This is a genomic window from Sphingomonas sp. ERG5 (genome assembly GCF_000803065.1).
Taxonomy (GTDB): Bacteria; Pseudomonadota; Alphaproteobacteria; order Sphingomonadales; family Sphingomonadaceae; genus Sphingomonas.
In genome coordinates, this window is record NZ_JSXI01000019.1 from 1 (window position 1) to 26,576 (window position 26,576).

32 protein-coding genes are annotated in these 26,576 nt (G+C 64.2%); 17 read left to right on the forward strand and 15 right to left on the reverse strand.

Features of this window, described 5'->3' with window-relative positions; translation table 11 throughout:
- Positions 1–118 precede the first annotated feature (118 nt).
- Complete coding sequence (locus OO12_RS28470; RefSeq protein WP_034158036.1) at positions 119–337, reverse strand: hypothetical protein; 219 nt, start codon at positions 335–337, stop codon at positions 119–121.
- 267 nt (positions 338–604) lie between these two features.
- Between OO12_RS28470 and OO12_RS07390 the strand changes: the two genes are divergently transcribed.
- The 4 genes from OO12_RS07390 to OO12_RS26770 are packed head-to-tail and all read left to right on the forward strand — an operon-like array spanning position 605 to position 4,495.
- Positions 605–1,507 carry an SGNH/GDSL hydrolase family protein gene (locus OO12_RS07390; protein WP_082006398.1) on the forward strand — a complete coding sequence of 301 codons (903 nt, stop codon included), beginning with the start codon at positions 605–607 and terminating at the stop codon, positions 1,505–1,507.
- Positions 1,504–2,739, forward strand: a complete 1,236-nt coding sequence (locus OO12_RS07395) for a GDSL-type esterase/lipase family protein (protein ID WP_034158037.1) — start codon at positions 1,504–1,506, stop codon at positions 2,737–2,739. The genes OO12_RS07390 and OO12_RS07395 overlap by 4 nt, the downstream gene beginning before the upstream one ends.
- Before the next feature lies 1 nt (position 2,740).
- The gene (locus OO12_RS07400; protein ID WP_034158038.1) at positions 2,741–4,150 is read left to right on the forward strand and encodes an MBOAT family O-acyltransferase; all 1,410 of its coding nucleotides are present in this window, start codon (positions 2,741–2,743) and stop codon (positions 4,148–4,150) included.
- A 12-nt stretch (positions 4,151–4,162) separates the two neighbouring features.
- Complete coding sequence (locus OO12_RS26770) at positions 4,163–4,495, forward strand: hypothetical protein (RefSeq protein ID WP_052215631.1); 333 nt, start codon at positions 4,163–4,165, stop codon at positions 4,493–4,495.
- Between the two features lie 7 nt (positions 4,496–4,502).
- On the opposite strand, the gene OO12_RS07410 is transcribed toward OO12_RS26770, so the two are convergent.
- On the reverse strand, positions 4,503–6,200 hold the full coding sequence (locus OO12_RS07410; RefSeq protein ID WP_034158039.1) for a hypothetical protein: 1,698 nt from the start codon (positions 6,198–6,200) through the stop codon (positions 4,503–4,505).
- 265 nt (positions 6,201–6,465) lie between these two features.
- Here OO12_RS07410 and OO12_RS07415 point away from each other — a divergent pair, with 265 nt between their 5' ends.
- From OO12_RS07415 to OO12_RS07430, 5 genes are all read left to right on the forward strand, one after another.
- Positions 6,466–7,413, forward strand: a complete 948-nt coding sequence (locus OO12_RS07415) for an alpha/beta hydrolase (protein WP_034158040.1) — start codon at positions 6,466–6,468, stop codon at positions 7,411–7,413.
- A 128-nt stretch (positions 7,414–7,541) separates the two neighbouring features.
- A complete protein-coding gene (locus tag OO12_RS07420; RefSeq protein WP_052215632.1) occupies positions 7,542–8,339 on the forward strand; it encodes a helix-turn-helix transcriptional regulator in 798 nt (265 codons plus the stop codon).
- A gap of 47 nt (positions 8,340–8,386) precedes the next feature.
- Complete coding sequence (locus OO12_RS07425) at positions 8,387–9,094, forward strand: FadR/GntR family transcriptional regulator (RefSeq protein ID WP_034158041.1); 708 nt, start codon at positions 8,387–8,389, stop codon at positions 9,092–9,094.
- Between the two features lie 77 nt (positions 9,095–9,171).
- Positions 9,172–9,336 (forward strand): hypothetical protein, encoded by a 165-nt coding sequence (locus OO12_RS28475; protein WP_160296756.1) that lies wholly within the window; start codon positions 9,172–9,174, stop codon positions 9,334–9,336.
- 42 nt (positions 9,337–9,378) lie between these two features.
- Positions 9,379–9,855 carry a hypothetical protein gene (locus OO12_RS07430; protein WP_152616306.1) on the forward strand — a complete coding sequence of 159 codons (477 nt, stop codon included), beginning with the start codon at positions 9,379–9,381 and terminating at the stop codon, positions 9,853–9,855.
- A gap of 226 nt (positions 9,856–10,081) precedes the next feature.
- Here OO12_RS07430 and OO12_RS07435 read toward each other — a convergent pair whose 3' ends face one another.
- The 6 genes from OO12_RS07435 to OO12_RS07460 all read right to left on the reverse strand — a co-directional run bounded on the left by OO12_RS07435 (position 10,082) and on the right by OO12_RS07460 (position 14,458).
- Entirely contained in the window at positions 10,082–10,732 is a 651-nt protein-coding gene (locus OO12_RS07435; RefSeq protein ID WP_034158043.1) for a 2-hydroxychromene-2-carboxylate isomerase, read from the reverse strand.
- Positions 10,729–11,154 (reverse strand): DUF1330 domain-containing protein, encoded by a 426-nt coding sequence (locus tag OO12_RS07440; RefSeq protein WP_034158044.1) that lies wholly within the window; start codon positions 11,152–11,154, stop codon positions 10,729–10,731. The genes OO12_RS07435 and OO12_RS07440 overlap by 4 nt, the downstream gene beginning before the upstream one ends.
- A 9-nt stretch (positions 11,155–11,163) precedes the next feature.
- The gene (locus OO12_RS07445) at positions 11,164–12,063 is read right to left on the reverse strand and encodes a haloalkane dehalogenase (RefSeq protein ID WP_034158045.1); all 900 of its coding nucleotides are present in this window, start codon (positions 12,061–12,063) and stop codon (positions 11,164–11,166) included.
- 52 nt (positions 12,064–12,115) lie between these two features.
- Complete coding sequence (locus tag OO12_RS07450; RefSeq protein WP_052215637.1) at positions 12,116–12,919, reverse strand: formylglycine-generating enzyme family protein; 804 nt, start codon at positions 12,917–12,919, stop codon at positions 12,116–12,118.
- Positions 12,920–13,035: 116 nt separating this feature from the next.
- Positions 13,036–13,812, reverse strand: coding sequence for a hypothetical protein (locus OO12_RS07455; protein ID WP_034158046.1), 777 nt, complete (start codon positions 13,810–13,812; stop codon positions 13,036–13,038).
- Positions 13,813–13,825: 13 nt separating this feature from the next.
- Entirely contained in the window at positions 13,826–14,458 is a 633-nt protein-coding gene (locus tag OO12_RS07460) for a TetR/AcrR family transcriptional regulator (protein ID WP_052215633.1), read from the reverse strand.
- A 90-nt stretch (positions 14,459–14,548) separates the two neighbouring features.
- Between OO12_RS07460 and OO12_RS07465 the strand changes: the two genes are divergently transcribed.
- The 3 genes from OO12_RS07465 (at position 14,549) to OO12_RS07475 (ending at position 17,957) form a co-directional block, all read left to right on the forward strand.
- A complete protein-coding gene (locus OO12_RS07465) occupies positions 14,549–16,201 on the forward strand; it encodes a sulfatase-like hydrolase/transferase (protein ID WP_235364705.1) in 1,653 nt (550 codons plus the stop codon).
- A 161-nt stretch (positions 16,202–16,362) separates the two neighbouring features.
- Complete coding sequence (locus tag OO12_RS07470; RefSeq protein ID WP_034158047.1) at positions 16,363–17,193, forward strand: diacylglycerol/lipid kinase family protein; 831 nt, start codon at positions 16,363–16,365, stop codon at positions 17,191–17,193.
- Positions 17,190–17,957, forward strand: coding sequence for a metallophosphoesterase family protein (locus tag OO12_RS07475; protein WP_034158048.1), 768 nt, complete (start codon positions 17,190–17,192; stop codon positions 17,955–17,957). Before OO12_RS07470 ends, OO12_RS07475 begins: the two co-directional genes overlap by 4 nt.
- 57 nt (positions 17,958–18,014) lie before the next feature.
- Here the strand turns inward: OO12_RS07475 and OO12_RS07480 are convergent, their stop codons facing one another.
- Positions 18,015–18,731 (reverse strand): hypothetical protein, encoded by a 717-nt coding sequence (locus OO12_RS07480; RefSeq protein ID WP_052215634.1) that lies wholly within the window; start codon positions 18,729–18,731, stop codon positions 18,015–18,017.
- Positions 18,732–18,901: 170 nt separating this feature from the next.
- Here OO12_RS07480 and OO12_RS07485 point away from each other — a divergent pair, with 170 nt between their 5' ends.
- Both OO12_RS07485 and OO12_RS07490 read left to right on the forward strand, forming a co-directional pair.
- Positions 18,902–19,588, forward strand: a complete 687-nt coding sequence (locus tag OO12_RS07485; protein ID WP_235364706.1) for a DUF4166 domain-containing protein — start codon at positions 18,902–18,904, stop codon at positions 19,586–19,588.
- Positions 19,585–21,087 (forward strand): TIGR01777 family oxidoreductase, encoded by a 1,503-nt coding sequence (locus OO12_RS07490; RefSeq protein ID WP_034158049.1) that lies wholly within the window; start codon positions 19,585–19,587, stop codon positions 21,085–21,087. Before OO12_RS07485 ends, OO12_RS07490 begins: the two co-directional genes overlap by 4 nt.
- A 22-nt stretch (positions 21,088–21,109) precedes the next feature.
- Here the strand turns inward: OO12_RS07490 and OO12_RS07495 are convergent, their stop codons facing one another.
- From OO12_RS07495 to OO12_RS07515, 5 genes are all read right to left on the reverse strand, one after another.
- The gene (locus OO12_RS07495; RefSeq protein WP_034158050.1) at positions 21,110–21,514 is read right to left on the reverse strand and encodes a bleomycin resistance protein; all 405 of its coding nucleotides are present in this window, start codon (positions 21,512–21,514) and stop codon (positions 21,110–21,112) included.
- Positions 21,515–21,528: 14 nt separating this feature from the next.
- Complete coding sequence (locus OO12_RS07500; protein ID WP_034158051.1) at positions 21,529–22,032, reverse strand: hypothetical protein; 504 nt, start codon at positions 22,030–22,032, stop codon at positions 21,529–21,531.
- Between the two features lie 82 nt (positions 22,033–22,114).
- Entirely contained in the window at positions 22,115–22,663 is a 549-nt protein-coding gene (rpsI, locus tag OO12_RS07505) for a 30S ribosomal protein S9 (RefSeq protein ID WP_034158052.1), read from the reverse strand.
- Positions 22,663–23,142, reverse strand: a complete 480-nt coding sequence (gene rplM, locus OO12_RS07510) for a 50S ribosomal protein L13 (protein ID WP_034158053.1) — start codon at positions 23,140–23,142, stop codon at positions 22,663–22,665. Before rplM ends, rpsI begins: the two co-directional genes overlap by 1 nt.
- A 147-nt stretch (positions 23,143–23,289) precedes the next feature.
- On the reverse strand, positions 23,290–24,327 hold the full coding sequence (locus tag OO12_RS07515) for a COX15/CtaA family protein (protein ID WP_052215635.1): 1,038 nt from the start codon (positions 24,325–24,327) through the stop codon (positions 23,290–23,292).
- A gap of 131 nt (positions 24,328–24,458) precedes the next feature.
- On the opposite strand from OO12_RS07515, the gene OO12_RS07520 reads away from it, so the two are divergent.
- Positions 24,459–24,851 (forward strand): MerC domain-containing protein, encoded by a 393-nt coding sequence (locus tag OO12_RS07520; protein ID WP_034158054.1) that lies wholly within the window; start codon positions 24,459–24,461, stop codon positions 24,849–24,851.
- Positions 24,852–24,895: 44 nt separating this feature from the next.
- Entirely contained in the window at positions 24,896–25,366 is a 471-nt protein-coding gene (locus tag OO12_RS07525) for a Fur family transcriptional regulator (protein WP_200887408.1), read from the forward strand.
- Between the two features lie 413 nt (positions 25,367–25,779).
- Here the strand turns inward: OO12_RS07525 and OO12_RS07530 are convergent, their stop codons facing one another.
- Positions 25,780–26,331, reverse strand: coding sequence for a GNAT family N-acetyltransferase (locus tag OO12_RS07530; RefSeq protein ID WP_034158056.1), 552 nt, complete (start codon positions 26,329–26,331; stop codon positions 25,780–25,782).
- A 97-nt stretch (positions 26,332–26,428) separates the two neighbouring features.
- On the opposite strand from OO12_RS07530, the gene OO12_RS27415 reads away from it, so the two are divergent.
- On the forward strand, positions 26,429–26,576 hold a 148-nt coding region (locus tag OO12_RS27415), incomplete at its 3' end, for a 1-deoxy-D-xylulose-5-phosphate synthase N-terminal domain-containing protein (protein WP_152616307.1).

Below are 26,576 nucleotides of genomic sequence, written 5' to 3' on the forward strand. Positions count from 1 at the left end.
GGGGCGCAGGGGGCGTCGCGACGCCGGCGGGCGGTGTTTGCGCCCGACCCGGCATGCCGATCGCCGCCGAGAACAACAGAAATGTCGCGATGATCATGGTGCGCACCAGCGCGGGCTATCAGCATTGATCAGGGGTGGCGAGCGCGACTCGCGCGGTCGGGATCATGAATTTTTCCAGCGGTCGGGCGAGCCAAGATTCGGTGAACGGTTCGACGCGTGATCGGCACGGTTCGTCGTGGATGATATACAGTTCCACTGTTGAATCGAAGCCGAGATCAACGCCCCTGAAAAACGGCTTTGCGGCTTCTCCGAAGAGATTTGATGGCAGGTGGCTCATGTTGTGTGAAATCAGATCATATAGTATAGATTGTTTATATTATCCTGTATTTCTATCCAGAAATTCAAGGATAACTGCGAGTTTAAGCGCATGGCATCTGTATAGCCTGGAGAGACATGCAATATGTTTAACAAAATATTGCTATATATACTTGTATTTCAGAGTAAAATGTCAATATAGATAGAAAAATAATCTGGACTGTTTTCGAACTCGCTCGTAAAAGAGCCACTGTCTCGAACAGACGGGTTCAACATGTCGCTTAAAAATATGGTACTGGATCGCTCCGCGGTCCTGCTGGTCGGCGTATGCGCGGGTGCAGCGATCGGATTTTCCTTTATCGGGCACTCCGACTCCGCCCAATCCACAGTAATCGCCGCCTCATGCACGGCCGCGAAACCGCTCGGCATCGACCGGACGCCCGAGGTTGCGGCGGCGCTGCAATGCGCCGCGCCGGCGCAGCGGCAATTGCTTGGTACGCTGAAGAAGGGCGATCCAGTGCGGGTCGCCGTGTTCGGCGACAGTTTTGGCGATGGGGTCGCCTTCGGCCTGCAGCAGCAACTGACGCGCAAGACGGGTTATGACGTGCTGAAGTACAGCCAGCCCGCGACCGGGTTCACACGGTACAAAAGGCTCAATCTCGAAACCCGCGCCGCCGAACAACTCGGCGAAGGGCCGATCGATATCGCGGTCATTTCATTCGGCGCGAACGATGCGCAGGGGATCATCACCGACAAGGGCGAATATGCCGCGCTGATGGGGCCCAAATGGCAGGATCAGATCGGCATCAGGCTCGATCGCTTCGTCGCATTGCTGCGCCGCCATCACGCAATGGTCTATTGGGTCGGCCTGCCGCGCATGCGTGAAACCGGGCTCGACAAGGATGTCGGCGCGATCAACGATTTCTACGCCCGGCGCATGGACGCGCTTGGCGTGCCGTTCATCGACACCCGCCCGGTCGCGTCGGACGCGAAGGGGCAATATGCCGCCTATCTGAACGATCCCGCGACCGGCAAGCGCACCCTGGTCCGCGAAGGCGACGGCATCCATATGTCGATGACCGGATATAAATGGATCACCCACGGGCTTAGCGAGCGCATCCGCGGCTATGTCGAGGCGACCAGGAAGATCGATGCTGCCAAGACGGCTCCGGTCGCGGCGGTCGGCCAGTGAGAAAGACCCTTGCCGCACTCGTGCTGCTCGCGGCGCCGGCAACCGCGCACGCCGCGCCCTGCACTGGCCCGATCTGTAATTTCGACACGCTCGCGCCTTATTTCGCCAGGTTGGCGATGGCGGGCGATGCGCGCGGCCTGCCGCCGGTGCACATCGTCCAGATCGGCGACAGCCATACCGCCGGCGATGCGCTGACCGGCGCCTGGCGGGACTTGCTGCAGGCCCGTTGGGGCAATGGGGGCAGGGGAGTCTTGCCGCCCGGCCGGCCCTATGACGGCTATCTCACCCGGGGCATCACCGCCGCCATGTCGCCGGACTGGAGCATCGCGGCGACGTTCGGCAAGGGCGCGGCGGAGAGTCCAGGCCAACGCCGCCCGCCGCTTGGTCTGGCGAGCTATAGCCTGACCGCGCTTCGCCCCGGTGCGGCCATGGGCCTGACCGCCGACCCGGCGATGCCGTTCGACCGGGTCATCCTGTGCGCGATGGCCGGGCCGACGGCGGGGACGCTCGCGGTGCGGATCGGCGCCGGCAACGAACAGCGTCTGGACTTCGCCGCCGACATCGTAACCCCGCGGTGCCAGACGATCCGCACCGCCACTGTCCAGTCCGTGCTGCGCGTCACTGCGCTCGACCGCCCGGTCACGATCACCTCCTGGGCGACCTTCCATGACGATGGCGGCGTGGCGGTATCCAATCTCGGCGTGGTCGGGGCGCAGCTGATGCATTTCGGCCGTACCGATGACGCGGTGATTGCCGAGGAACTGACGGCCTATACCCCCGACCTGATCGTGCTCGCTTTCGGTACCAATGAAGGCTTTGCGCCACGGTTCGATGCTGCGGCGTACGAAGTGACATTGCGTGCGCAGATCGACCGCATCCGCACGCTGGCCGGCGCGGTCCCGATCCTGCTGCTCGGCGCGCCCGATGCGCTCAGCCGCAATCCGGCGCTGCGCACTAATGCGCCGGGCGTGCTTGTCGGTTGCTCCGGCGGGCTGTTCGCGCCGCCGGCATTGGGGGACGTGCGCGCTGTCCAGCGCAAGGTCGCGGGCGATCTCGACATCGCTTTCTGGGACTGGCAGGCGCGTATGGGCGGCCAGTGTACGGCAGCACGCTGGGTCGCGAGCGATCCGCCGCGCATGCGCCCCGACCATGTCCATTTTCGCACCCCTGGCGGCGTGATCCTGGCGCGCTTGCTGCAGGACGATCTCGACCATGCGATGGAGGGTCAGTGAGATGCTTTTCCCCACGCTCAGCTTCGGCCTGTTCTTTCTGATCGTTTTCGTCGGCGCGTGGTCGTTCCGCTCCAACGACTGGCGCAAATTGCTGCTGCTGGTCGCCAGCTGGGTGTTCTATGGCGCATGGGACTGGCGCTTCGTGCCGCTGCTCATCGTCTCGGCGGTGATCAACTGGGGCACCGCCGCGCTGATCGCGCGCAGCGACGATCCACACCGTCGCAAGGCGCTGCTGATCGCCGGCGTCGTCGTCAATCTCGCAACGCTCGGCTTCTTCAAATATTTCGATTTCTTCGCCGAACAGGCCGGCGGGCTGCTCGCCTTGTCGGGCATCGCACAGGACCCCGCGCTGATGCAGGTGATCCTGCCGGTCGGCATTTCCTTCTTCACGTTCCAGGGCATCAGCTATGTCGTCGACGTGTCGAAGGGCCGGGTACCGCCGGCGCGGCTGCTCGACATCCTGCTGCTCATGTCCTTCTTCCCGCACCTCGTCGCCGGACCGATCGTCCGTGCCGCCGACCTGGTGCCGCAATTCCAGCAAGTGCCGCGCATCAACCGCGGCATGGTCTCGATGGGCCTGTTGCTGATCGTGTGGGGCCTGTTCAAGAAAGCGGTGATCGCATCGGAAATCGCGACGCAATTCGTCGACCCGGTATTCACCGCGCCGCAGCTCCATTCGTCGCTTGACCTGATCCTCGCCTCTTATGGCTATGCGGTGCAGATCTATTGCGATTTCTCGGCCTATTCCGACATGGCGATCGGCATCGCCGCATTGCTCGGCTATCGCTTCCCGCGCAATTTCGACCGGCCTTATCGTTCGGAATCGCTGCAGGAATTCTGGCGTCGCTGGCACATCAGCCTGTCACGCTGGCTGCGCGATTACCTCTATATCGACGCGCTCGGCGGCAACAAGGGCGGCCGGTTCCGGGTCTATCGCAACCTGATGATCACCATGCTGCTCGGTGGGCTCTGGCACGGCGCGAGCTGGACTTTCGTCATCTGGGGCGGGCTGCACGGCGCGGCGCTCGTTGTCGAACGGCTCTGGTCGCGCGCGCGCCTGACCCGTGACCTGGTGCTGCCGCGCTGGGCAAGGATCGCGCTGACTTTCCATGTCGTGGTGCTTGGCTGGATCTTCTTCCGCGCGGCGAGCTTCGGCGATGCGCTGGCCTATCTCGGCGGCATCTTCGTGCCCGCGCCGGGCGCCGCGACGACGGTCACGCCGCTGGTGCTGCTGCTGATCCTGTTCGGCCTCGCGATCCATGCCCTTTCATGGGACGCAATGACTCGCGCCGCACAGCGTATTCGCAGCTTGCCCGCGCCGATGGTCGCGGCGGGGTTCGCGCTGCTGATGCTGGTGGTCGACGCGATGCGCTACGAAGGGATCGCTCCCTTCATCTATTTCCGCTTTTGAAGGCCGCTTGCGATGGACAGTTATGAATTCCCCACCGATCTGACCCCGGATGCCGACAACGACGCCGATGATGGCGTCGCGACATTGCGCTGGACCGCGAGCGTCATCGCGCTGACCACCGCGCTGCTCGCTCTGTTCAATGCCCATGCCATCACCGGCTGGGCGGAGGATTTGCCGCCTGGACCAATGGTGGTCCGGCTGGTCGCCGTCGCGAATGGCTGGGAAGAAACCACCGCGGGCCTTGGCCTCGGCATGGGCCATGCGCGCTTGCACAAGGCCTGGACCCGGCTGGAGCGCAAAGGTTGGTCGGCCGATAATCGCGACGTGCAGATGGCGCAGCGCTGATGCGCGGTTACGGCGACCCGAACAACAAGTTCGGCGCGTAGCCGCTGCGGCACTGAGACGATGATCCCGTGGCGAGCCGCATTGCCGATCGCGCCGCCGTCGACAGATCGGGTAGTACGTCGATTTGCTCGACTTGCGCCCCGCCATCGGTGGTTACCGCGCCGAAACTCAGCTGGAGCGCGACTTCCTTGCCCTTGTTGGTACCGCCACCCAGTTCGCCGACCGCCAGCACCAGCGACCGGCTGCCCTGACCGGCGGCATAGCCGGTCTTGTCGGCAGCGATGTCGAAATAGGCAAAGCAGCCGATCTTGTTCAGCAGCGGCCGGTCGCGGTCGAATTCGTTGATCAGCCAGCCATCGACGCTGGTGATCGTGCCGCTTCCCCGGGTCATCAGGGCGGACGCGTCATTGAGCGTCAGTGGATAGGCGAACAACCGCTGCGCATAGGGTTTCTGGTCGCTCCACGCCGCCGAGGTAAAGGTGAGCGGCAGGACCTGATCGATGTCGGTCGCCGCCTTCATCTGCATGACGGTTGGCGCCCTGGTCACTGGCGGTGGCGGGGGAGGCGGGGTCTTCGGCGTGCGGGCGATCCCCAGCGGCGCAAGGCTGGCCCAGGCGGTTTCCATGCATGCCATATTGTCGACCTCGGCCCGTTCGGCCTTGCCCAGCGACACGCGGCGCTGGACTTGCGCCCATAACGCCAGCGCACCGTCGCGATCCGACAGGCCGACGGTATCGATCTTCTGCGCCAGACTGCCGCAGGCCAGCTCCGCCGCTTCGGCCGAATTGGCATTGGTGTAGTTGATGATTTCCGTCGAGGCGTAGCTCGTCAGGTAGCTGCCCAGTGTGGCATCGTCGGTGCCGGCGAAATTGAACGCGCTGTTGAGCACCGTTCCGGTGGTCCAGACATTGCCGGTGGGGGCGGGAATGATCGTCGCCACCGGCACGACCTGAGCGATCAGCACGATGTCGAGCGCGGCGGCATTCCGGCCCACGCCAGTGATCGCGCCCGGGATCACCCAGCGAAACTCCTTCTCCACCGGGCCCGGCTCAATCTCGAAACGGCTGACGAACGTCTGGTCGCTCGACACATCGGCGCCGTCGAGCGTCGTCTTGATCGTGGCGAGATAGGGTGCCGCGGCGACGGCGGGCACGCCGGAAACCGACGTCAGCAATCCGACCACCGATTGCAGTCCGCTGCGCACGCTCTGGCTGAGCGCATTCGAGCTGGCGAGAGTGGGAGAGACGACGAATTGCCGGTTGGGCGACCGGCGCACGAAATAGAGTGGCGACCGGTATCGCACCGCATCGACCGTCAATGTGCAGCTATCGGCCTGGAACAGGCCGCCGCTCTTGCGGCTGAAATCGAGCGGGTCGAGCGTGACCGACGGGGCATTGGGCAAATCGATCCTGAGCCCGAGCGTCTGATGCGTGTCGCCCCGGGCGATCTTCTTGAGGTTGAACCCCCAGAGCTGATCCTTGGGACAGCGATCGAGCGTCACCTGGTTCAGGCTGTTCGGAATATAGGCCGCGACGCGCAACTGGACGTAGGAATCCGCGCTGATCTGCTCGGTCGTCGGCTTGAATCCGAGCGCGGTCAGATCATCCTGCGAAAGCGACTGACCCGCGCTCTGGGCGCTCGCTGCCGATGCCGCGGCCAGGCCAAACAATGCCGCCGCAACACACGCCATGCGACCCGTTGTCATGCTTGTTCCCCCATGCCGCGTCCCCCGGGGAAATCTACGCGGGTGCAAGAGGGCTGTCGATGGATTTCGGGCGGGGCAGCCCCAGGGGCACATCGTCCTTGTCCTTTTTCCGTACCACCGCCCGGTCGATCCCCCTGAACCCGCTCAACTGGGAAAGATGGACGCGCGATAAACCGACACGGATATAGCGGGTGTCCTCTTACCGTTCGTGCTTCGACAAACTCAGGGCGAACGGGATAAGGGAGATGGTTTTGGAGAGAGCCTGATGGACACGCTGCACCTCGTCGACCCTGAACTCCGCCCGCTCCTTCAGGTGTGGCCGACAATGACGGTCACCGCCGAAAACCTTGACGCGCTGCGCAAGCGCGAATTGCCGCTGCCGGCAATCGACACCAGCCGGACGACGCTGGAGAAGCTGGACGTTCCCGGGCCGGAAGGCGCACCTGAAATCGGTCTGCACATCTACAAGCCGATCGATTCAACCGGACCGCTTCCTTGTATCTACCATATCCATGGCGGCGGTTATATCGGCGGCGCGGCGAAGGGGCTGGAGGCGGTCCATCGTCCGATGGCCGCCGAACTCGATTGCGTCCTGGTATCGGTCGATTACCGCCTCGCGCCGGAGACGATCTTTCCCGGCGCGATCGAGGATTGTTATGCCGGCCTCGCCTGGATTTTCGCCAATGCCGGAGCGATCGGCATCGATACGACGCGGATCGGCGTGATGGGTGAAAGCGCGGGCGGCGGGCTCGCGGCGGCGCTGGCGCTGCTCGCGCGCGATCGCGGCGAATATGCGCTTGCCTTCCAGCATCTCATCTACCCGATGATCGACGACCGCAGCTGCACCATTGCCGATCCGCATCCGGTTGCCGGCGAATTCATCTGGCACGCGCATAACAACCATTTCGGCTGGGCCTCGCTGCTTGGCCGCGAGCCGGGCGGGGAGGACGTCTCGCCCTATGCCGCCGCTGCTCGCGCGGAAAACCTGTCTGGTCTGCCACCGACCTTTATCAGCACCGGTGGGCTTGATCTCTTCCTCGAAGAAGATCTGGAATATGCCCGTCGCCTGATGCGCGCCGGCGTGCCGACCGAGTTGCACGTCTATCCCGGCGGCTTTCACGGTTTCGACATCCTGCCCGACACTCGCGTTGGTGGGGCGGCACGGCGCGACAGCCGCGCCGCTCTCGCACACTTCCTCAAACCGAAGGACTGACTGGCGACGGTTCGGGTTCTGCGCGTCATTTATGGCCGTTCCGGGACAAGCTATCGGATAGGTATTGCAATGGCATCGTGAAGGGTTATGGCCCGTCGACGGCCTGCGAGAGTCGAAGGGAGAGCGCCATGGAAGCCTTGCCGAAGCAAACACCGATCCAGGCGGTGGTCGTCGCTCCCGAAATGACCACGCTGATCGGTACCGGTTGCATGGAGGGCGTCGTTCTTCCCGCCGACTCCGCCCTGCTGGTGTATAATTTCGGTGGTGTCGGCGCTCCCGCCACACTGCGCATTGCGCATGATGCCGCCGCCGAAGCGCTTGGCGAGGCGATCGAAGGTCCGTCCAGCATCTCGTTCGTCGTGACGCATGAAGTGCTGGGCCGTCTTTTCGGCTGGGATGCGGCGACCGAAGATGGCCGACGCTATCACCTGACCTCGGATCAGCGTGCGATCGGCCTGGCGTTGCGCGATTATCCCGCGGGCACTTTCTGCGAGGCCTATCGCACTGGCAAGAGCATCGAATTGCTGTGCGAGACCGGCCGCCTGCTCGCCGCCGCAGAGTTGATCCCGGTCGCGGCCGACGGCGTCCTCTCGCTCGCCGACAGCCACCGGTTGGTCGATGCGCGGCGCATCATCGACGAACGCTGGTCGGAGAAGCTGACGCTCGATGGGCTGGCGCGCGCCTGCGGCATCAACCGCGCCAAGCTGACCCGGGGTTTTCGCGAACTCTATCATTGTACGGTTGCCGAGGCGCTGGCCGAACGCCGCCTTGCCGAGGCCAGCCGTCGCTTGTTGTCGACCGACTTGCCGGTGTCGAGGATCGGTTATGAAAGCGGCTATCTCAACAATGCCAGTTTTGCGCGCGCCTTTGGTCGCCGCTTCGGCGTGTCACCCAGCGAGTATCGCGGCCGTACGCTCGCGGCCTGAGGCGCCCGGGACCAGATCCTGAGGCACTGGAGTTTTGGGAGGATAACGTGTCCGACACGATGACCGATGGCGGCGGATCGCTGGTCCGCCGCGCGATGGATGCGGTCAATGCCCATATCGTCGACCGCAAGCTGCGCGTCGGCGATACATTGCCGGGCGAGGGGCAGTTCGCCGAACAATTGGGGGTCAGCCGCGCCGTGATGCGCGAGGCGTTCGGAGCGCTCGCAGCGCTCAGGCTGCTCGATGTCGGCAATGGCCGCCGCGCGCGGGTCGGAGCAATGGATGGATCCGTCATGGCGACCTCGCTCAGCCATGCGATCAGCACCGACCAGGTGACGGTACCGGAGATCTGGGACGTGCGCCGCACGCTTGAGGTGCGCACCGCCGCGCTGGCCGCCGCCAATCGCAGCGCCGAGGACGCCGCACGCATCACTGAGCTGGCCGAAGCGATGGCCGGCGACACTGTGGGTATGGCGGACATCACGCGCTACGATATCGAATTCCACGACCGCATCGCCCGCGCCGGGCGCAACGCGCTGTTCGTGCATATTGTCCAGTCCTTCGCGCCGTTGATGCAGGTCGCGGTGCCCGCCGCGTGGCGCACCCGCGTCTCGATCGAGCATCGCGGGCTGATGATCGAACGCCATCGCGCCATCGCCGTCGCGATCGCCGATCGCGATCCGGATGCCGCCGCCGCGGCGATGGAGGCGCATTTCGACACGGCGGTCGGGGCGGTACTGAGCGAGCTGGCTTAGGCCCGGCCAGGCCGTCCGCTCGATTGCGGGCGCGGGCGTTTCGCGATAGATGGGGCGCGCTACGACGGGGGTCAGCCATGCTTCGCTATGTCGCCATGCTGTTGGGTCTAGTGCTCCTCATCGGCACCGCGCCGGCCGGCGCAGCGAGCTTCGATTGCGCCAAGGCCTCGACCAGAGTCGAGAAGCTCGTCTGCTCCGATCCGCAACTGTCGCGCCTCGATGAACGCCTGGCCGCCGCATAACGCGAGGCGCTCAAGCTCTGGGACGGCCGGATTGCTGCCTATGTGAAGCTCACTCAACGCGGCTGGATGGGCGAACGCACGCTGTTGCCGGCGGGGACGGGGACGGGCGGAGTTTATTGCGAGGATGACGCGCAACGCTTGTCCTGCCTGCGCGGCCTCTACGCCGACCGGATCGCGATCCTCAAAAGCCCCGGTTTTCGGCTCAGTGGCATGTATTATCGCGGCAAGGACATGCTCAGGGTCACGCCGCGCCCGGCCGGGTTGGAACTCGGCGTTGCGCTGGCCGACCCCAATGCGGTGCAGGTCTTTACCGAGGAGGGCAAGCCGGTGCCGGTGGCGGCGGGTCAGACGATGGTGGTCTTTCCGTTGGTTGGCGAGGGGAGCGGCGCCTGTCGTCTCGAGCTGGCGTTCGCCGTCGATGCCGTGGTGATGACTCAGCAGGGCCCTTGTTCCGGTGCGCGGCTGAGCGGTCGCTGGTTACGGAATCAGGCTTTTGATCCGGAGGGTGAGCAGTTTTAGAATGATTTCGAGCTGCGTTGATCCACTCCCTTCCGTTCGCCCTGAGCTTGTCGAGGGGCTGCTCTTCTCTTTCCGATGCGGGAGAAGAAGGGCGATGCTTCGACAAGCTCAGCACGAACGGGGAAAGTGATCTCCCCATGCCGGTGGTGCTCCACGGCTAGCGAACGCCGAGGCCTGTTATCCTGTACTACGAGCTGCAAGATTGATCGCGAGCCCGGTGTGAGACCTACCGTGCCATGAGTCCCTTCTGTCCCATGCGCCATTTCATCTGCTCGAAGCGGTCCTGGCCGAAAAATGGTTCGCCATCGAACACCATTAGCGGCACGCCGTAATGTCCGCCGGCGCGCTGCGCTTCCTGCGACGCCTCGATCGTGCGGTCGAAACGGTCCGGGTCGGCGGCGACTGCGGCATCCAGTTCGGCCAGATCGAGCCCGGCGCGGTCGGCGGCGCGAGCGAGGTGGTCGCCCTCATGCCAATTGTCGATCGTGCCGTCCCAGATGATCCGGCTGACCTGATCGATGAAGCGCAGGCCGTGGCCGCGTTCGGTCGCCGCCTGGCCGAGCCGGGTGAGGCGGTGGATATGCGGCTGGTCCCGGGGATAGGTGCCCGTCGCCCGGTCCATCAGCACTGGATCGGGCACTGGCCAACGGATCGGCAGCCCGGCGAATTCGGCGCTGCGCAGCATGTCGCGCATGAAATAACTGAACCACAAGGGATCGGACTTGGCGAAGAAATCCGGCTGGCGGACGGCAATCGGATAGACCACGCGGACGGTGCAGGCGACGTCATGGTCGCGTTCCAGCCCGACCAGCCGCTGCGTGACCAGATAGGAATAAGGCGAGCGGAACGACCAGTAGAGATCATAGCCAAGCGTCACAGGGCAGCGCCCCGGGTCTTGATGTTGAGCTGTCCGGCAAGCCCTGCCTCGCGATGGCGCGCGATCGCCTGGTAGTCGGGGTTCGTGATCATCGCCTGCATTGCCGTCAGCGAGGGATATTGCGCGAGCGCGACCATGTCCCACAATTGCTCGACCTCGCCGATCATCAGCCCAGTGATGCGGCCGGCATAGCCCATCTTGCCGCCGACCGCCTCGACATGCGCGCCGACCGCCTTGCCGTAGCGCGCATAGGCCTCCGCGCCAGAAAGATGCGCATCGCCGCCATCGGGGCTGCCATCGGGATAATCGGCCTTCTCCCTGAACTTCAGCAAGTTGATCATCACGAACGGGCCATCCTCGGTCGTATCGAAGAACTGCTGCAACTGATCGGACGACGGGAGCACCGCATTGGTAACATTCATGGCGACTCCTCAGGAACGCACGAAGGAATCGATGATCGCACAGAGCTGCTCGGGCGCGTCTTCCTGCAGGAAATGGCCGGCATTCTCGATCGTCACATGCGGCTGGCCCTTGCTGCCCGGCACGCGTTCGAGGAACGGCTTCGCGCCACCCGCGGTCACCGGGTCCTTGTCGCTGAAACAGGTCAGGACGGGCTTTTCGAATTGCTCAAGCACTTTCCAGGCGGCGAGATTCTCCGTGACCGAAGCCTGGTCGGGTTTGACCGGCACCAGGGTTGGGAAGATGCGCGCGCCGGACTTGTAGCTTTCGTCGGGATAGGGTGCGTCATAGGCGGCCATTTCCGCCGTACTCAGATCGCGCACCACACCGCCGTTCACGATGAAGCCGGTAGGGAAGGGATCGACCTTCTGGCTGAACTGGCGCCATGCCTCGAACGCCTCGGAGAAGCCCGCGCCGGTGGGCAGGCCGGTATTGCCTACGATGACGCGCGCGAAGCGGTCGGGGAAGGCGGCAACCAGCCTGAGGCCGATCAGCCCGCCCCAGTCCTGGCAGAACAAGGTGATGCCGGTCAGATTCAGCGCTTCGAGCCAGGCGCTCATCCAGGCGACATGACGTTCATAACTATAACCGTCGAGCGCGACCGGCTTGTCCGATCTGCCGAAGCCCACCAGGTCGGGCGCAATGACGCGATGGCCCCTGGAGGCGAGGGTCGGGATGAAATTGCGGTAGAGATAGGACCAGCTCGGCTCGCCATGCATCAGCAGGATCGGGGCGGCGTCGGCGGGACCTTCATCGACATAGTGGATACGCAGCCCGGTGCCGTCGGCATCGACGACCGTCCGATAATTTGGGGTAAAGGGATAGCCTGGCAGGTCGGCGAAGCGCTCGTCGGGTGTTCTCAATACCAGCACGTCACTCTCCTCAATCTATTGGCACTATAAATGCCATATGTTCGAAGAAGCGTCAACGGGCCGGCGGTGGCGGTTTGCGATTATCGACCAGGCGGAAACCGATATGATCGGTGCCGAGGCCGCGTTCCTGGAACTGACGCGCGGCGGGGCGATAGCGCGCGCAATAATTGCTCGCGCAGAGATAGGAACCGCCCTTGATGACATGCATGTCGGGCGCGGGACCGGCAGGATCGCGAGTCCATTCCCAGACATTGCCGATCATGTCATGCAGGCCATAGCCATTGGCGGGAAAACAGCCGACCGGCGCACGGCCCTTATACCCGTCGGTACCGAGATCGCGCTGCGGAAAGACGCCCTGATAGTAATTGGCGGTAGGCTTGCCGTCGGCCGCCACGGGTTCGGGCAAGGCCCTTTGCCCGCCGCGCGCGGCATATTCCCATTGCGCTTCGGTCGGCAATTCCTTGCCCGCCCAGCGCGCATAGGCGGCGGCATCGTCATAGGCGATCTGGACGACCGGATCGGCGGCATGGCCCGCAATCGATTCGCTCGGGCCGGAAGGATGGCGCCACTGTGCGCCGACCACCCAGCGCCACCAGCGCGGATCCTCCTGGCTCGGCACAGTGAACACCGCCGATCCAGGCACGCCCATCTCCGGCGGAGCGCCGGGCAGCACCGGTGGATCGCGCTCGGCCAGGGTGCGGTATCCGGTCGCCTGCACGAATTTGGCGAATTCGGCATTGGTCAGTTCGTGCGTGTCGATCCAGAAACCCGGGACGGTGATGGTGCGCGGCGGGCCTTCCTCGGGATAGCGCGCGTCTTCGCCCATCACGAAGCTGCCGCCGACGATCCAGCGCATTGACGGAACGGGGTCGGCACAATGTGCGGGGGCGACGGTATCGGGCGCCCGGTCGCATGCGGCGAGCAACATGATCGCCAGTGTCGCGATGACGCGAAATGACCAGATTGCCGACGTCACTCCGTATAACGCAGCCAGAGATGATGCCGCCCGGTGATGGCTCGCGTCACATGCCGCAGCCGAGCGGTCTGCGCGCTCATCGTGTACAGGGCGCAGAAATCGGCGGCGATCGCGCCTGCCTCCATTGCATCGGGTGGCTCTGCCCGCAAGAAACCGAGATAGGACGCGCCGACACCGATCAGGTCATAGCCATGCGTTTGCCAGAAATGGCGCGCTACCGCGTTGGTCAGCGCCGGCCGGAGGTCGCACACGAAATAGCCGTTGGGAAAGGCGGCAAGTGCGTCATGGCCATGCTCGACCGGGGCAAGCAGGGCCGACAAGGGCTGGTCGAGCAGGGATAGTGGACCGTCCTGAAACTCGGTCCATTCAGTCCAGCCTTCCTCATCGAGCGTCAGGCCGTGGTCACAGGCATCGGCGAACGAGCTGCCGGCCACTGCCTTCGCAAAATTGCGCGCGCGGATCGGAAATTCGGCCTTGGTGGAGAGATACCCGATATGCTCGCCATTTTCGAAACATTGCGGCGGCAGGTCGCTGAGGTCGATGCCAGTTGTATCGTTCAGATCGAGGACTTCGCGGATATGCCCGGAGGTGTAGCAGGCCTGGGGAAAGTCATCGAGCGTGAGCAACGGCCGGAATCCCGGATGGTCGGCGGCGATCCGACGATATGCCGCGATCAGGTCGGTGAAGTCGGTGATCCCGCTCAGCCGATATTCGTCGCACAGTCCACCCGAGGGATTGGCGCGCTCGTCATTGCCGCAGAATCGGATGTCCATCGTAGCGCCTCGATCAATCGTCGCTTTGCGCCAGAACGGCATCGACCAGCCGCAGGAACACCGCACGCGCCTCCGCCACGCCGAGTTCCTGATCGTGCCGCAGCACGCGCCAGCACTGGAAGCTGAGCGACAACAGCAGCGTATTGGCCTGGACCGGATCGGCGAGCACCGCGGGCGGCAGGATCGCTTCGATCGAACTGCGCTCCATGCGCAGCATGCGGCGGTAATCCTGCATCAGGAAAGTCGACTGGAAACGCTTCAGGCTGGCGGTGATGCGATAAGGCAGGATCGCTTCGAATACTTCGCTGCGCCGTAGCGCCAGCTCGCGCATCTGATCGCGCCACTGCGTCGTGGTGAAGGGTCTGAGCATGACCGGCAGGACGCGCGCCTCGATCGCTTCGGACATTTCGCGGTAAAGCGAATCCATGTCGTCGAAATGACGAAAGACGGTGCGCAGGCCCACGCCGGCCGCCTCCGCGACGCGTGCCGCGCTGGGCTGCACGTCGCCGCCGCCGACCAGGTCGAGCATCGCCGCGACGATCTTCGCGCGGCTTGATACGCTGCGCTCGCGCCGGCCATCGATTGATTGGGCGATCGATTGGGTGGCCGAGCGGGATTTGGGGCCGGGTGCCGGGGGCGTTGCCATGCGTAAGATCGAACTCCGGCTCTGTGATAAAATGGCACTATACGCGCCAATAGATTGGTGGCAATGTCGCATCATAGAAGGGGAGGGAAGATGATGCCAGCCGCAAGCCGGCGCGTGAAGCGCGGCGTCGCCGCGCTCGCCATCGCCGCGTTGATCGCGGCGGGCGGCTATGCCCTGTTCCAGCATTACAAAATCTATCTGCCCGGCATCATCGGCCAGTGGCGCGAGCCGATCCTCGACAATCATCCGATCGTCTGGGCGCAAGGTCCGGCAACCGCACCGGCGGGCAAGCGGCCGCCCAACATCATCCTGATCCTCGCCGACGATCTCGGTATGAACGATATCAGCCTGTACGGACGCGGTGTCGCCAATGGCGCGGTGCCGACGCCGAACATCGACGCGATCGCGCATCAGGGGCTGAACTTCACCACCGCCTATGCCGCCAATGCGACCTGTTCACCGTCGCGTGCCGCGCTGATGACCGGGCGTTATCCGACGCGCTATGGTTTCGAATATACTGCGGTGCCGCCAAGCTTTGCCGCCAATCTCGCACATTCGGGCGGGCCGTCGCCCTATCCGATCATCTATCACCGCGAGCTCGATCACGATCTGCTCGATTATCCCGAGATGGGCGTGCCGGCGAGCGAGATCACCATCGCCGAGGTGCTGAAAACGCGTGGCTATCACACCATGCATATCGGCAAATGGCATCTGGGCGAGGCCAAGGCGCTGCGGCCGACGGGGCAGGGGTTCGACGAGAGTCTGGGCTTCCGCGCCGGCGGTGGCATGTACATGCCGCCGGACGATCCGAATGTGGTGAATGCCAAACTGCCGTTCGACCCGATCGATCGCTTCCTGTGGCCCAATCTGCCTTATGCGGTCTATTGGGGCGACGATCAGCGCTTCAGGCCGGTCGGGCACGCCACCGATTATTTCACCGATAATGCGCTGAAGGCGATCGAGGCGAACCGCAACCGGCCTTTCTTCCTCTACCTCGCCTATAATGCGCCACACACGCCGCTTCAGGCGCTGAAGCAGGACTATGACGCCCTGCCGCAGATCAGGGATCATACGCAGCGCGTCTATGGTGCGATGATCCGGCAGATGGACCGGCGTATCGGCGATGTGATGGCCAAGCTGAAGGCGCTGAACCTCGACGACAATACGCTGGTAATCTTCACCAGCGACAATGGCGGGGCGTGGTATACCGGCATTCCCGATCTCAACGCGCCGTATCGCGGGTGGAAGGCGACTTTTTTCGAAGGGGGCATCCGCATTCCGATGATGATGCGCTGGCCGGGCCATATCGCACCGGCGACAACGCCGGTGATTGCGGATCATCTCGACATTTTCGCGACGATCGCGGCGGCGGCGGGGGCGAAAGTGCCGAGCGACCGGCCGATGGACGGGTTCGATCTGCTTGGCCCGCCGCCGAAGCGCGACGCGCTGTTCTGGCGCTCGGGCGATTACCGCGCGGTGCGGCAGGGCGACTGGAAACTGCAGGTGTCGAAGCGGCCCGACAAGGTGTGGCTGTTCGACCTGGCGACCGATCCGACCGAGAAGCTCGATCTTGCCGCGCGCGAGCCGCAGCGCGTCACGGCGATGCGGGCGATGATCGAACGGCACAATGCGGGGATGGCGAAGCCGCTCTGGCCCGGGCTGATCGAAGGGCCGGTGCGTATCGACGTGCCGATCAACGCGCCGTGGAAGCCAGGTCAGGAGTATGTCTATTGGGCGAACTGAGGGTCCACCCATTATCGTGACCCTGAACTTGTTTCAGCGTTCGAACGAGACCGTGTTCATCGCACAGGTCTTCGGCTGGCCGGGGGGCACGCCTAAGTTCGGACGCTGAAACAAGTTCAGGGTGACGAGACTTTAGCGCTGGTGATGCGTTCGGGGTCGCAATGAAAAACCTGTGGTTCATCACCAATCCATCGTCCGGCTCCGCGACGCCCGAGAAATGCACGGCAATCGAGGCGGTGTTCGCGGAATGCGGGCTGAGCCTGGTCGGGCGAACCGGCTTTCCCGACGCGGCGCTGCCGACGCCGCAATCGCTCGATGCGGCGAAGGTCGATACCGTGGTGCTGTTCGCCGGCGACGGGACGATCAATGCGGCGGTCTGCGCACTGGCCGATTGGGACGGGGCGATCCTGTTGCTGCCGGGCGGCACGATGAACCTGCTTGCCAAGGCCCTGCACGGCAATGCCGATCCCGCCGCGATCATCCATGCCGCGCATGAGGGCGGGGAGAAGATCGCCTTACCCTTTGTCGAGGCAGGCACGCGCCGCGCGCTGGTCGGGCTGATCCTCGGTCCCGCCGCGAGTTGGGTCCGCGCGCGAGAGATGGTCAGGGCGGGCAAGATGCGCGGGCTGGGCCGGGCGATGCTGATGGCATGGCGCCGCACGTTCTCGCACGGCATCAAGCTGGAGGGCGTGCGGGGTTTGCGCGAGCGCGCGCAGGCGGTGTTCGTGCGCCCCGAGGCCGACCATCTCGATGTCGCCGCGGTCGATGCGCGTGATTTCAGCTCGATCGCCGCGCTTGGCTGGGAATGGCTCACCGGCGACTGGGTCGCGGCCGCCGCCGTCACGCAGGTTCGCGCGACCGTGATCCGCGTTGCCGGACGCAAGCCGGCACTGGCCTTGTTCGATGGTGAGCCGGTGATGCTCGAACCCGGCATCCCGATTACCGGTGGAATGACCGAACGACAGTTTCTGAAGACGGTGGACGCCTTATGATCCGGCTGTTCCACGTCAGCGACGTGCATTTCGGACGGGAGGATCGCGCCGCGATCGCCTGGTTCGAGCGCCTCGTTCACCGGGAACAGCCCGATGCCGTGATCATGACCGGCGATTTGACGATGCGCGCGCGGCACCGCGAATTCGCCGCCGGTCTCGCCTGGCTGCAAGGGCTCGGCGTGCCGACCACGGTCGAGGTGGGCAATCACGACCTGCCCTATTTCAACCCGATCGCGCGCTTCTTCCGACCTTATCGCCGTTATGAGGCGGTCGAGCGGATGATTGAACAGCCGCTCGATCTGCCCGGAATCATGATCGTGCCGCTGATCACCACCGCGCGCTTCCAGTGGCGGCTCAACTGGTCGAAGGGCCTGGTCAGCCGCCGGTCGCTGCAGGAGGCGCTGGTGCTGGCGGAGTCGGCGCCGGCGGGGACATTGGTGTTCATTGCCTGTCACCATCCGCTGATCGAGCCGCGCACCAGCGCGACATCGGCGACGCGCGGCGGGGCCGCGGCATTTGCGGCCCTGGCGCGGGCAGGGGTGGCGGCGGTGCTGAGCGGCCACGTCCATGATCCGTTCGACATCGCGCATGAGGTCGAGGGCCGGAAGGTCCGGATGATCGGCGCGGGCACGCTGTCGGAACGGCTCCGTGACACGCCGCCGTCGTTCAACGAGGTTCGCGTCGAGAATGGGCGGTTCGATGTGAAACTGCGCACGCTGGGGCCGGAGCCGGATGCGGTGTTGCCCAGGGAGCGGGTGGTTTAGTGCAGTCGCGGACGGGCGCCGCTTTTGTCCTTGAGCAGCGCCCGCCTTTCGCAACGATTATTGGGTAGACGTCGGCGTCGTTGCCGGAACCGGAGTTGCCGGAGCGATCGGCACCGGAGACACTGGAGCCTCAACCGGCGCTGAAACGGCCGCCGGCGCTCCCTGAGGCAATACGACCGGAATGGCAGCGGTCGTATAGACCTTCAGTTCGCGACCTTGTTCGACGATGGCGCTCTTGCCGGTGACGAAGGCGCCGAACACGCCGACGGCGACCACGGCACCGACGGCGGCGCCGGTATTGCCCCTGCCTTCCTGCCGGAACTTGCCCGACAGCGGCACGCGCTGGCCACCAAGGTCGAGGCTGCGAATCTCATAGGTCATCTTGGCCGATTTCCCGAATGCGCCCTTGCCGGTTCGCCAGGTCACCACGCCGCTGGCTGGAGCACCCCGCGGAATAACGACCATGTTGCCGAGCATCACATCATAGGCAACGGTCATGGTGAACGCGCTGCCTTCCTTGGCTTGCTTCGAATTGAGCTCCGAATTCATCCGGACCACGATCTCGGTATTGGTCGGCAGCAATGCCCCGTTCGCGCTGATCGATGGAACGGCGGACGACACGCCGACCGGGAATGATGCGAGGACCGGCTTGATCGGTTCGTACGGAGCCTCGACCGGAACGGCGCTCACTTTTTCTTTCTTCTTCGCCAGTGCCGGCGACGTCGCGCAGCCGAGCGCGACCATGGCCGTGACGGCCACAAATACCTTATTCATGCAATCCCCCTTCATGCTTCCCGCCAGAGCCCCCAGCGAGAATCGGTCGGATTCATAACTAGTTTGCGGACAAATGAAACCGATATGCCGGCCGGCGTCGTCCTGATGCTTGACTCCCTCTTCGATCTGTAGTTTCTGTTAAAACAGAAATATCGGAACAGGAGGAAGAAATGGCAAGCCTGGCCGCGATGCCCGCAGCAGCGCTGCTCCGCCACCCGGCGCCGCGCAACACGACGGTGGTCGACCCGCGCTTTCGCCAGATGCTGGGCGATCATGCCTGGGCATCCCTCCCGCCAAGCGTCCGCGCGCGCTTTGGACGCAAGGCGCTTGCCACGCAGACGATCAACTATGTCGGCGAAGTCAGTGCGTGCGACATGAACCTGGCCGGGCGGATCCTCGCCAATCTCTGCCGGCTGGTCGGGGGCCCCTTGCCACTGACCACCGACACCGGCGTCGCCGCGGCGGTCTGCGTGACCGAGGATGCGGCGGGCAGCGGCCAGTTCTGGACGCGGCAATATTGCCGCCGCAGCGGCTTTCCCCAGATCATTCACAGCTCCAAGCGCTTTGCCGGGCCGACCGGACTCGAGGAATATCTCGGCATGGGCTTCGGCATCGCGCTGGTGCTCAAGGTCGAGGCGGAAATCCTCTATTTCGACAGCGATCATTATTTCTGGCGCGCCGGGCCACTCCGGCTGCGCCTGCCGAAATGGCTCGCGCCGGGGCGGCTGCGCATCGGCCATATCGATTGCGACCATGGCTGGTTCGCCTTCACTTTGGCGCTCGATCATCCCTGGTTCGGGGCAATGATCCGCCAGACCTGCCAGTTCACCGAATATCGTCCAGGAGAGATGCGATGAACGATCCGCTGTTCGTCATCCTGCTGCTCGCGCAAGTCGCGATGGGCGGGTTCGATACCGTCTATCATCATGAACTGACTCAGCGCCTGGCGTGGAAGCCCGGGCAGGCGACCGAACTGCGCCTGCACGGCGCGCGCAACATGATCTATGCGCTGGTGTTCCTGATGCTCGGCTGGACCGAGCCGCATGGGCTGGCGGCGCTGCTGCTGATCGGCGCGCTGTCGGTCGAACTCGGTATCACCCTATGGGATTTTGTCGAGGAAGACCGGGTCCGGGCACTGCCGGCCAGCGAGCGCGTGACGCACACTTTGCTGACGCTCAATTACGGCGTGCTGCTGGCGATGCTCGCACCGACACTTCTGACCGGCGCGGTTCAGCCGACCGGGCTCATCATGCAGAACCATGGCATGGTTTCTCTGCTGCTGACGGTCGCGGCGCTCGGCGTGGTGGTGAGCGGCGTTCGCGACCTGGTTGCGGCGGCGCGCAACCACCAGCTCGACGCAACGCCGGCGGGCGAGCTCGCCGCCGCTCTTGGCGCGCGCAAGGCGGTACTGGTCACCGGCGGCACCGGCTTTGTCGGGGCCCGGCTGATCGCGGCTCTGGTTGCGGCGGGGCATGATGTCACTGTGCTGACTCGCGATCCGCGCCGTGCGCTTGGGCTGGCCACGCCGATACGGATCGTCACCGATCTCACCAGGTTGCCCGACGATTTTCTCTGCGATGTCGTGATCAATCTGGCCGGGGAGCCGATCGCGGCGGGGCGCTGGACGGCAGGGCGTCGCGCGTTGTTGATCGGTTCCAGGCTCGCGGTAACCGGCGCCTTGCTGACGCTGCTGGCACGGCTCGACCATCGCCCCGACGTCCTGATCAGCGGCTCCGCGATCGGCTTTTACGGGATCGACGATAGCGGCGCGATCGACGAGGGCGTCGCGCGGGGCAGGGGCTTTGCCGCCGAACTTTGCGCACGGTGGGAAGCGGAGGCGCGGCGCGCCGAGGCGCTCGGCATCCGCACCGTCCTGCTCCGCACCGGGCTGGTGCTCGGCAATAGCGGCGGGATGCTGGCGAGCCTGTTGCCGATCTTCGAAGCCGGTCTTGGCGGTCCGGTGGGCAAGGGCCGCCAGATGATGAGCTGGATCCATCGCGACGATCTGGTCCGGCTGATCGTCGCTGCGGCGGCCGATGGGGAGTTCACCGGCGCGCTCAACGCGGCGGCGCCCAATCCAGTGAGCAGTCGCGCCTTTGCGATCGCGCTTGGCCAGGCGCTGCATCGCCCGGCGATCCTGCCGCTTCCTGCGCTACCGCTCCGTCTCATGCTTGGCGATCTTGCCGACGAATTGCTGCTTGGCGGGCAGAAGGTGCTGCCGGTGAAGGCGATCTTCCACGGCTTCCGGTTCCGTTATCCGCGCATCGAACAGGCGCTTGATGAGATCGTTGGCAGGACAGTGAAGCGGGCGGCGATATCCACCCGGCCGTTTGTCGAGGCGAGACTGCTGTACTGACAGCGCAGCCATTCCCCTGCGGCTAGTCGGATCGTGCGGTGTCCTTGCCAGATGCGATCGCCTGCCCGAACACGACCAGATTGCCGTCCGGCGCGAGCACCATGAATTCGCGTTGGTGATAATGCTGATCGACCGGGCCGAACACGTCGCCCGCCGGCAGCGTATCAAGCTTCGGTTTCAGCACCCGATAGGTCGCGTCGACGTCGCAAACGTCGATATAATAGGAGAAACGGCGATTGCCTGGTGGTGCGCCGTCCTCGCCATGGTTCTGCAGAATGCGCAGGCCAGCTCCTTCCAGCTCGACATAGCCATAATCCGCGACCCGATATGGGCAGGTGAAACCGAGTATGTCGGTGAAGAAGGCGATTGCGGCGTCGACGTCCGGTGCGTGCATGAACGGCGTGATCTGCAGGACAGTCGACGGCATGATCCCGCCCTTTCTCAGCGCAGCCAGCGCTGCATATGGGGAAAGGGCAATGTGCCCTGTTCCGCGGCGCTGCGGGCATCGAGCGCCATGCCGTAATATTGCAACATCGGCAGGCCGATATAGGCGCCCCCACCATAGACGCCGGCCAGATGGCGACCGCCGCCCTGATAACCGCCGTCATGAAATACCACATCGGGATCAAGGTCCAGCGCCAGCGCCGCGGCGAAAGACCAGCACATCGCCGACATCTCCTCGCCCGGGTCGGGGTTGACCATGTGCAGGGTCGGTCGCTTCCCCGGCTCGGTCACGGCGATATGCCCCGCTTCGTGCAGCAGGTCTCCGGGCCAGATCAACTGGGCCGGGTCGACGATCAGCACGCCGTCGCGGATCGTCATGCCCGGCATGAAGGTCGCCTCGTCGATCGGCGCGATCGCGGTCGGGATGCCGACGTCTTCGATGAAGGCGAGTATCCGTTCGCTGATCGAATCCAGGGCGACCGTCGTTGGGGCTGAGCTCATGCCCTGACCTAGCCCAATCCCGCGCAACGAAAAAGGGCGGCCCGTTGCCGGACCGCCCCTTCGCGTTTGATGTCGAGAAAGCTTAGCGCTTCGAGAACTGGAAGCTGCGGCGGGCCTTGGCCTTGCCGTACTTCTTGCGCTCGACCGTGCGGCTGTCGCGGGTCAGGAAGCCGGCGGCCTTGACGGGCGCGCGCAGGATTGGCTCGAACTTGGTCAGCGCCTGGCTGATGCCGTGCTTGACCGCGCCGGCCTGGCCCGAAAGGCCACCGCCCTTGACGGTGCAGACGACGTCATAGGCACCGTCACGCTCGGTCACGCCGAACGGCTGGTTGATCACGAGGCGCAGCGTCGGACGTGCGAAATACACTTCCTGGTCGCGGCCGTTGATGGTGATCTTGCCCGAACCCGGCTTGATCCAGACGCGTGCAACGGCATCCTTGCGGCGGCCGGTCGCATAAGCGCGGCCCTGCTTGTCGAGGATCTGCTCGCGCAGCGGCATCGGCTCACGCACGACGACCGGAGCAGCCGGCGCATATTCGTCACCGGCAAGAACCGGGGCCGACGATGCGACCGGGGCCGGCTGGTTGGTCAGGCCGGCGAGATCGGAAAGAGACTGGCGATTGTCGGACATTAGTTGCCCACCTTGTTCTTGCGGTTCATCGAGCCGATGTCGAGAACCTCGGGATTCTGTGCTGCGTGCGGATGCTCTGCACCAGCGAAGACGCGCAGGTTGCGCATCTGCTGACGACCGAGCGGGCCGCGCGGAATCATGCGCTCCACGGCCTTTTCGATGATCCGCTCGGGGAAACGACCCTCGAGGATCTTGCCCGCCGCGACGCCCTTGATGCCGCCGGCATAGCCGGTGTGGCGGTAATAGATCTTGTCCTTGAGCTTGTTGCCCGTGAAGCGGATCTTGTCGGCGTTGATGACGATGACATTGTCACCGCAATCGACGTGCGGGGTGAAGCTCGGCTTGTGCTTGCCGCGCAGGACATTGGCGATAATCGATGCTGCGCGACCGACCACCAGGCCGTCGGCATCGACGATATGCCACTTCTTTTCCACTTCGTGCGGCTTGGCCGACTTGGTGGTCTTCATCAGCGCCTTCATGGGGCCAGGACCTTTTATGTTGAAACGGAACGCGCCGCCCGATGAGGAGCGGCGCGATTGAGGCGGCTAATGATCGGAAGGGGTGCGAAAGTCAAGCGATCCGCGGGTTTCCTGACGGGTATTATGATACCGGACAGTGGCTGGTCCTTATAATGCGCGTTTGCCGATCGCATGCGCCGCCGAGGTGGCGGCGATCAGCAGCAGCGCGGCATTGACCTGATGCGCGACGGCGATGTCGATCTGGACGCCACTGAGCAAGGTGAAGATGCCGAGCAGGATCTGGAACACGACCAGCGCGATCACGGCATAGGCCGAACGCCTGGCGCCCGCACTCGCCGCGCGCCAGGCCAGGACAAGCAAGCCGGAAGCGGCGACAAAGGCGAACCAGCGATGGATGAACTGCACGACCACCGGGTTGTCGACCGCGTTGGCCCAGGCGGGGCTGGTCATCGGCACGCCCGCCGGAAACAGCGTGTCGCCCATCAGCGGCCAGCTGGCAAAGGCATAGCCGGCGTCCAGCCCGGCGGTGAACGCGCCGAATATGATCTGGATGAACAGCAGGAGCAGTGCCGCCGCCGCGATCGGCACGAGGCGCGCCGGGGTGCTGAGCCGATGCCGGGCGACCGCGCGAAGGTCCATCGCGGTCCAGATGATGCCGGACAGGATCACCAGGGCGGTCACCAGATGCACGGCGAGACGGATATGACTGACATCGGTGCGCACCGACAGGCCCGACGCGACCATCCACCAGCCGATCGCGCCCTGCAGGCCGCCCAGCGCAAGCAAGGCGGACAGGCGCCAGCCATAGCCGGCCGGGATGCGCTTGCGGATCGCGAACCAGATCAGCGGCAGCGCGAACGCCATGCCGATCAGGCGGCCAAGCAGGCGGTGGAGATATTCCCAGAAGAAGATCGCCTTGAACCCAGCAAGCGTCATGCCCTTGTTGAGCAACTGATATTCCGGGATGCGCTGGTAATTGGCGAACTCCGCCATCCATTGATCGTGAGTCAGCGGCGGAATGATGCCGCTGATCGGCTTCCACTGCGTGATCGACAGGCCGGATTCGGTCAGCCGGGTGATCCCGCCGACCATCACCATCAGCACGATCAGCGCGGCGACCGCGAACAGCCAGATCGACAGCGTGCGGGGACGCGCGGGGTAGACGCTTGAGGACACTTCCAGCATGCCGAGCGCCTAGCGGGAAACGGGCGGCGCGTCGATTGCAGACCGACAGATGATTAATGTCCGTTTCGGAACGAATATTCGTCGATGATATATTGTAACTCTTGATGGTTTGTGCCACATAAGCCGTCGCAATGTCGGAACATGTTCACCCCCGCTATCTCGGCTGGATCGAGTCGCATGCGGATCGCCTGGCGATCGGCCTGTCGGGGTTATGCATGGTGCACTGCCTGACCAGTGCGGTTCTGTTCGCGCTTCTGTCGACGGCGGGCGGTTTGCTGCTCGCGCCGATCTTCCATGAAGTCGGTCTGACGATCGCCATCGGCTTCGGCATCATCGCGCTGGGCCGGGGCATCGTGACCCATGGTTATATGATGCCGGCGGCGGTCGGATCGATGGGCCTGGGCATCATGGCCGGCGCAATGTCCTTGCCGCATGACGGCAGCGGCGGCGAAACGATCTGGACGCTGGTCGGCGTGGGCATCCTTGCACTTGGCCACGACCTCAACCGCCGTGCGGTCAACTGACCTTAACCTTGCCGATTGGGGCTATAACGCCTAGATTCATGCATATGGCCGCGCATCATCACCATCACGAACCGCAAGGGGCCGATCTCGCCCGGGCAGCACAGGCGACGCTTGAGAAATCGGGCGAGCAATGGACCGCGATGCGCGAGCAGATCTTCAAGGCGCTGGCCAGCTTCGACAAGCCGGCATCGGCCTATGATATCGCCGAGGCGGTGTCGAAGGCGGAAGGACGCCGCGTCGCCGCGAACAGCGTCTATCGCATTCTCGACCTGTTCGTGGCGTCGAACCTGGCGCGCCGGGTCGAAAGCGCCAACGCCTATGTCGCCAATGCACATCCGGATTGCCTGCACGACTGCATCTTCCTGGTCTGCGATTCGTGCGGGCAGACGGTGCATATCGATGACGATCACATCACCAAGGGCGTCCGCTCGGCCGCCGCTGCGACAGGCTTTTCGCCGGTGCGGCCAGTGATCGAGGTGCGCGGCACCTGTGCCGATTGCGATACGCCGAACTAAGGCTTCGCGCGGACCTGATCGAGCGAATTTCAGAATCATCACGCCGCAACGGGCTGACATACAGCCAGGGGCAGTGCCTGGCGTCGATTCAACATCGTTGTGGACCATGACAAGGTGGCGGCGGACGGGATGCCAGACGGCATTCTGCCCCGCTCTTTCTCATGACCGGCAAAATAGTCCACGGCTCGTGCATGCTGTTCGGCGATAACGGCCTGCTGTTCCTTGCTGTTATGCGTGCTGTTCCATGCTGTTATTCAATAACAGCATATTGGCGTTGAAGCTGTTGAAAATGGGCCGAAATTTTTGCCCTCAAATCCAACTTAACAGCATGGAAAAAATTCCATCGAAATAACAGCATGAAACAGCACGCAAAGACGCCAATCGTCGCGGCGAATCGCTATCCCGCCCGCTGCTCAGCCGAGCCTCTTGCCCATGCGCACGCCCGGCACCGGCGGCCCTTCCTTCGTCATCTTCGGGACTCGCTCGATCGGCAGATAGCCGCACGCCAGATAGAGCGGTTCTCCCGCCAGCGTCGCCATCATCTCCGCGCGGTGAAAACCTTCCGCACGGGCGGCGGATTCGGCCAGCGACAGGATCAGCCGCCCCACGCCGCGCCGGACGAAAGCGGGGTCGGTGTACATTGCACGGATTCGCGCCGGTTCGGTGGCCGGGTCGAGCAGTCGATCGTCGCGCAACTCGGTGCTGTGGTTGCCGCCATAGAGCGTCGCCCGGCGGCTCCAGCCACCGCATCCCGCCGGCTGGCCATTCTCTTCGATCAGGAAATAGGTGCCATCGGCGATCAACTGGGTGTCGAGCCCCATGCTCAGCCGGCTCGCCGCGACTTCTTCGGGCGAGAGAAAGGCGTTTTGCAGCGAGTCGATCGCTCGGTCCATCAACGCGGCGATGGCGGGAATGTCTTCGGTCGTGGCGATACGGTGCGAGAAATGGGGGGAGGGGCTGGTCATCGCGCTATGTCGTAGCGCTATGCAGGGCGCGTCAAGAAGCTGTGCAGGTTGCTCTGCGGCAATCGACACGAGTTTAACGCTCGGCTAAGCTCGCGCGATGTCTGACGTTCCAGAAACGCCGTTGCTCGATACGGTACATAATCCTGCGGATCTTCGCAGACTCCCGGTGGCCCAGTTGCGGCAGCTTGCCGACGAACTGCGCGCGGAGACGATTTCCGCGGTTGGTACGACTGGCGGGCATCTTG